Origin of the sequence: Oribacterium sp. oral taxon 078 str. F0263 (assembly GCF_000469565.1) — a bacterium.
GTDB lineage: Bacteria > Bacillota > Clostridia > Lachnospirales > Lachnospiraceae > Oribacterium.
In genome coordinates, this window is record NZ_KI273142.1 from 1 (window position 1) to 3,513 (window position 3,513).

Annotated in this window: 2 protein-coding genes; both read left to right on the forward strand. The window is 41.8% G+C overall.

Going from position 1 to position 3,513, the window contains the following annotated elements:
* Positions 1-286: 286 nt before the first annotated feature.
* Entirely contained in the window at positions 287-2,215 is a 1,929-nt protein-coding gene (locus tag HMPREF1986_RS12375; RefSeq protein ID WP_036600690.1) for a hypothetical protein, read from the forward strand.
* A gap of 247 nt (positions 2,216-2,462) precedes the next feature.
* The gene (locus HMPREF1986_RS13225) at positions 2,463-3,275 is read left to right on the forward strand and encodes a hypothetical protein (protein WP_021775210.1); all 813 of its coding nucleotides are present in this window, start codon (positions 2,463-2,465) and stop codon (positions 3,273-3,275) included.
* Positions 3,276-3,513: the final 238 nt, after the last annotated feature.

Genomic DNA, 3,513 nt, shown 5'->3' on the forward strand with positions numbered 1-3,513 from the left:
GCCTTGTTTTATGTCATTTTCCTCTGCCTTGTTTTTTACTGGATCTGGGATTTCATCCGGAATGGAAAGTTTCGAATCTATCTCTCATGACTTTTATTATTCTTCAACGATGGGACCTACTCTCCCTTATATGGGAAGGGGGGCAGGTATCAAGGAAGGCATGTGGAGACTTGCAGCCGCTCCTCTTCCCTTCGCACAAAAAAGGGAGGAGTCAGTGTCTTGGAGAATATCACCCATATCTTATTGCATGGCTCTATGCTGGTCCATGAATGAGGAGACGCATATAATGAGGAGAAATCTGTTTAATAATTTATGCGAGTTTTTATATAAAGATTTGCATTCTCTGAAGTCACTCATTTCTTCTCCTGCGGGAAGATGGAGGATCCTGCTTATCTTCTTGAAAGGCGTTCTTTTCACTTATCTTTCTTTCTGGCCCCATATTCTGGTTTATGAATCGCCCATGCTGCCCGGAACATTTGATGATTTTATCCGCCTTTTTAAGTTGGTATCCAAACTCTTTATCACTGTGATTCTTTCACCAATCAAAGCGAAGCAAGACATCTATATCGGTCTTGATCCTTTCTTATTTCATGCCATCTTTATCGGTTTTAGTCTTTACGGTATTCAAGAGCTCTTACAAAAGAATAATCAGGGCTTCCGCAGTTTTATTCATTCCTATTCCAGTGCTGAAAAATGTGACGATGAAGGGCAGGGACTTATAGTTGGCTTCCTGAAAAAGCTCTTTTTCCTCTTTCTTATTTTTGTCGCCTATTCTATATTCGCCGGTTTCTTTGCTCTTCCGCGTTCATTCAATGAACTTATCTCTCTTTTTATTATGCTCCCTTTCTGCTTTTTAGTCACACTTTTTTCTCCTCTTTTTCCGAAGTATATCGATCCAATCAGGGATTTCCCGACGGTATACTATGTCCTCTTCATTCGTCTTATACTTCACTGGTCCAGAAATATTTTTCGAAATATTTCGAGGAAACGGAACTTATCTGAAGTTCCACGGAAATCCACAAGGAATTGTAAGGCCTTTCCAAAGATCCCTTCCTCTTCCAGAACAGTAAGTCGAAGCTTATTACTTAGCTTTCTGAAGAAGCTTCTTTTTGTATATCTCATTTTCTGGATCTGTATCCTGATTCGCTATCCGAATATGCTTCCGAAATCTTTCTCTGATTTTATTAATCTGTTTCTGATCGGATTCCTACTGTTCCCTTTGACGTTTCTTTTTCCTTTTCAACCCGATTCGGCCTTTCTCGTTGGTGATTTCCCTATTTTCTTCTATCCCGTTCTCGCTATTCTTATCTGCTTCTGGATCTGGGATTTCCGTCGGAAATTGTGTGGACGTAGATCTCACGGTCAGCTGGACATTTCAGGCATTCTGGAGAAGGTCGTCATTCAGATGAAAACCCTCTTTAAGGTAGTGAGGGTTCTTCTTTCAAAGATCAGAGCCTTTCTGAATCCCTTTTTATGCTATCCCAAGGGGAGACGGAAACTTCTCTATGGATTCCTGAAACGGCTTCTTATCCTTTATCTCCTGTTCTGGGTTTATGCTTTTATTGCATACCCTGAGTTTGTCCCGAGATCGCTTGCCCACTTGCCTGAGATCTCCCTTATTTTTTCCTGTCTCTTTCCCCTGATCCTTATGCTGCCTCTTTACCCTCCTTACCTATCCTCTATTTCTCCTGCCCTTCTGATATACTATCTTATCCTTATCGGCTTCCTCCTTTACTGGATCGGCAGTTTTACCTGGAGATATTGGAGCGATCCGTACGGTTCCCTGTCCTCTTTCGTGGGGCCAGAAGAGGAGCCGGAAAGGGAGAAAACCTTATTCGAAATTCTGGACAGCATTTCTCCGGAGGATGAACCATGTCAGAGAGTTCCTCTGCCGCCCTCGGAAAAAAAGAAAAGGCTCCTGCGAGGCTTCTGGAAAAGACTATTTTATGCTTATCTTGCATTCTTGATTTATGTGCTGATTTTCTCTCCGCCTTCGATTCCGGGATCGATCGGAGGACTGTTCAGTCTCCTTATAACTACCTTTGTTTATTTTATCATGCTGCTTCTTGTCTGGCCTTTTGAGCCGGAAGGCTTTATTTTCATGAGTGGCCCACCTATGTTCTGCGGCCTGTTTTATATCATTTTCCTCTGTCTTGTTTCATATTGGATCTGGGTTTTTATCCGGGATGGAAAGTTTCGGACCTATCTCCCCTGACTCTTATTGTTTTTTAACGATGGGACCTATTCACCCTTATATGGCAAAGGAGCGTTTTTGCAGCTATCGGGGAAGACATGTGGAGCTTTGCAGATGCTTCTCTTTCCTTATATTACATAAAAAAGAGAAGAGTCAACATTCTGGATAATATCATTCACAGTGTGTTGGAGGAGTCGGTATCCTAGACAAAATCATCCATATTTTACAGCACGGCTCCATGCTAGTTCACGAATAAGGAGGCAGTGATATGAAAGACAATCTGCTGTTCAAGGTTTTCATGGACTTTTATCATAGGGCTTTGTCCTTTCTAAAAACACTCCTCGCTTCTCCTGTGGGGAGACAGAGACTTTTCTGTGGATTTTTGAAAAGGCTTCTTTTTCTTTACCTTCTGTTTTGGGTCTATGCTTTCATTGCATACCCTCAGTTTGTTCCGAGATCGCTTATTCGCCTGCCTGAGATTTCCATCATTATCCCCTTCCTGTTTATTCTTGTTCTTCTTCTTCCCTTTTTTCCACAATATCTGCCTTCCCTTTCGGGATATCCGCTAGTATACTATACAATTTGCTTTGGCCTTCTTTTTTATTGGATTTGGGACTTCATCCATAGCTACCAGTGGGATTCACGTAGCTTCCTATCTCCCTCTGAACTTTCGGAAGAAGGAATTGTAAAAGAGAGAATTTCACTCGAGAGTTTGCAGGATATCCCTCCGGAAATTAAATTCCGTCAACGGATTTCTCTGTCTCCTTCTGAGAAAAAACAAAGGTTGCTGCGTGGCTTTCTGAAAAAGCTTCTCTTCACTTACCTTTTATTTTGGGTCTGTATTCTGATCTGCACCCCGCCTTCGATCCCGGGATCTATCGAAGAGCTGTTCTGGCTTCTTATATCCGTCTTTTTATATCTTCTTTGGGTGCTTATTTGCTGGCCTTTTGACCCAAAAAGTTTTATTTTTGCGGATGGACCTATGCTCTGCACTCTGTTTTATATCATTTTCCTCTGTTTTGTTTTTTACTGGATCTGGGATTTTATCCGGAATGAAAAGTTTCGAATCTATCTCTCATGACTTTTATTATTCTTCAACGATGGGACCTACTCTCCCTTATCTTATATAGGAAAGGAGGGTTTTGCAGCCATCAAGGAAGGCATGTGGAGACTTGCAGCCGCTCCTCTTCCCTTCACACAAAAAAGGGAGGAGCAGTGTCTTGGAGAATGTCATTCATATTCTATTGCATGGTTCTATGTTGGTCCATGAATAAGGAGGCAGCGCTATGAGAGAAAATTCGTTGTTGAAGGCTTTTACG